This window comes from Stieleria sp. (genome assembly GCF_041595215.1).
In the GTDB taxonomy this organism is placed as follows: Bacteria; Planctomycetota; Planctomycetia; order Pirellulales; family Pirellulaceae; genus Stieleria; species Stieleria magnilauensis.
The window spans coordinates 1-1749 of record NZ_JBFHKV010001424.1 but is presented as its reverse complement, the minus strand read 5'-3'; the positions used below and the strand labels follow the sequence as shown (position 1 = coordinate 1749).

Here is a 1749-nt window from a genome sequence, read left to right as displayed (position 1 = left end):
GGACTCGCCGACGACAGGGGACTCGCCGACGACAGGGGACTCGTCGCCTCGTCCACTACAGGGGACTCGTCGCCTCGTCCACTACCCGAAAACTGAGCTAGACCACTAGGTTTCCGTGATCGCGTACAGCCCGCCACCGTCGTGGCGGAGTTTTCCTTGGCGGGCGAGTTCTTGCCAGACCGCCTTGGGAAACTGATCCGGTGGACGGATCGCGGCGATGCTGGATTTCCGTCCCGATGACATCGGTCCGTGCCCAAGGCTGGATTCTTCATCCAATTTCATCAGCTTCAATCGTTTGCGAAACGCCTTCATCGCCAACCGAAGCTCTTCTTTGGAAGGGGCTTCGGGCTCGGGCGTGGTTTCCGGATCTGTCATCGTTGGTTCCTGTGGAGAGTGGATCGGCGCTGCCTATTTTGGTTTGTAACGCTCATCATACAGCTGTTGGTGCGTCTTGAGTTGGTTGCTCGAAATCGAGAGCGTACCGACGTCGACGCGTCCCGACCGAGCTTCCGGAATAGGGGTCTGCCAATAGAAGTATTTCTTTTCCGTCTCGGCATCCTGGCGAACGGCGACGGCGTATTCCAGTCCGGCGACGGCTTGGACTTGGAAGCTTCCATCCTCTCCGATCGGTACGGTGTCCGTCTTGAATTGACCGAAATCGCCCGATCCGATCAAACGCGTGGTCAGGCCGACCGTAAGCCCGGTCGCCGGCGTACCGTCGAGCATCACGCGCCCGCTGACGAGCCACGGATCACGCAATACCAGCTTGATGGGGGCGTCGGAATCCGGGGTGATCGTTGCCTGGGCTGCCGTGAATCGAGGACGCGTGGAGGAGCTTTCGTCGTCAATCTTCGTCACGCTCACTGTCCCATGTTCCCAGGTTGATCGATGCAGCAGCAAGGCACACCGACCGTCCGGCCCCGTCTTCGCCGACTCTGCCAGCGTCTGCGGCAAGTGATACGTTCGGTTATCGCGCTTGAGCGTCTCGAAGAACCCGCAATGAACCCAAACGCCTTCCACGGGCGATCCGCTCGTATCGACCACCGTCACCCAGCGGACGGGAATGCTTTGAATTTGGAAGTCCGGCACCTCTAAATCGAAGCGGTCGTCGGCTTCAATCGCTTGAGTCATTTGCGGTGGTCTCGAAGTCTCGGCATTGAACCGATCGGTCATCCACAGATCCAGTCCGGGTGAACTGCCAACGACCGTTAGAAAGCCCTTTTCTTTTGGAACCACCATTCGCCACTCGCCTTGTGCGTCGGTCGTGGCGCGGAGCAACGTGTCCTCGAGATGGTCCGCCTGACGATGCCAGCAAACTTGGACATCCGCGACTCCCTCGCCATCACTCGCCCGGACGACCCGCCCAGATGCCCGGATGCCCTGCCGCGTCTGCAACCGCAAGCTGCGCCGGTCGATCACGGATTCGGCCTCCGCCGTTTCTACCAGCGGCAGCAATCCAGACTCAAATGGGAATCGCGCGACGAATTGAACCCGGCCGTCGTCTCCTGCCGCCTCCCGCAAAAACTCCTTCGTGGTGCGCAGCTCTCCGTCATCGGAAACTTGAAATCGTTGCGACTGCGCTTTGCCCCGCGGCGTCAACGCCGAAAGCGAGAATTGTTTCACCGCTTCACCAGCTTCATCTTCAACCGCGACCGAAATGAACAGCAGTCGTCGCAACTCGATCGTTGCGGGTGAGACAAACTCATCGGCAACATGTGTCGCCATGATCCCCCGCTGATACTTCGGCGC

At 59.6% G+C, this 1749-nt stretch carries 2 protein-coding genes; both read right to left on the bottom strand.

Going from position 1 to position 1749, the window contains the following annotated elements; all coding sequences use genetic code 11:
• Positions 1–105: 105 nt before the first annotated feature.
• On the bottom strand, positions 106–375 hold the full coding sequence (locus ABX749_RS31805; protein ID WP_145217694.1) for a hypothetical protein: 270 nt from the start codon (positions 373–375) through the stop codon (positions 106–108).
• A 33-nt stretch (positions 376–408) separates the two neighbouring features.
• Positions 409–1749, bottom strand: a 1341-nt coding sequence (locus ABX749_RS31800) for a hypothetical protein (RefSeq protein WP_372899576.1), incomplete at its 5' end; no start/stop codon positions are given.

Coding starts and splice junctions, on each gene's coding strand:
- ABX749_RS31805 (WP_145217694.1), bottom strand. CDS start 375: ATGACAGATCCGGAAACCACGCCCGAGCCCGAAGCCCCTTCCAAAGAA.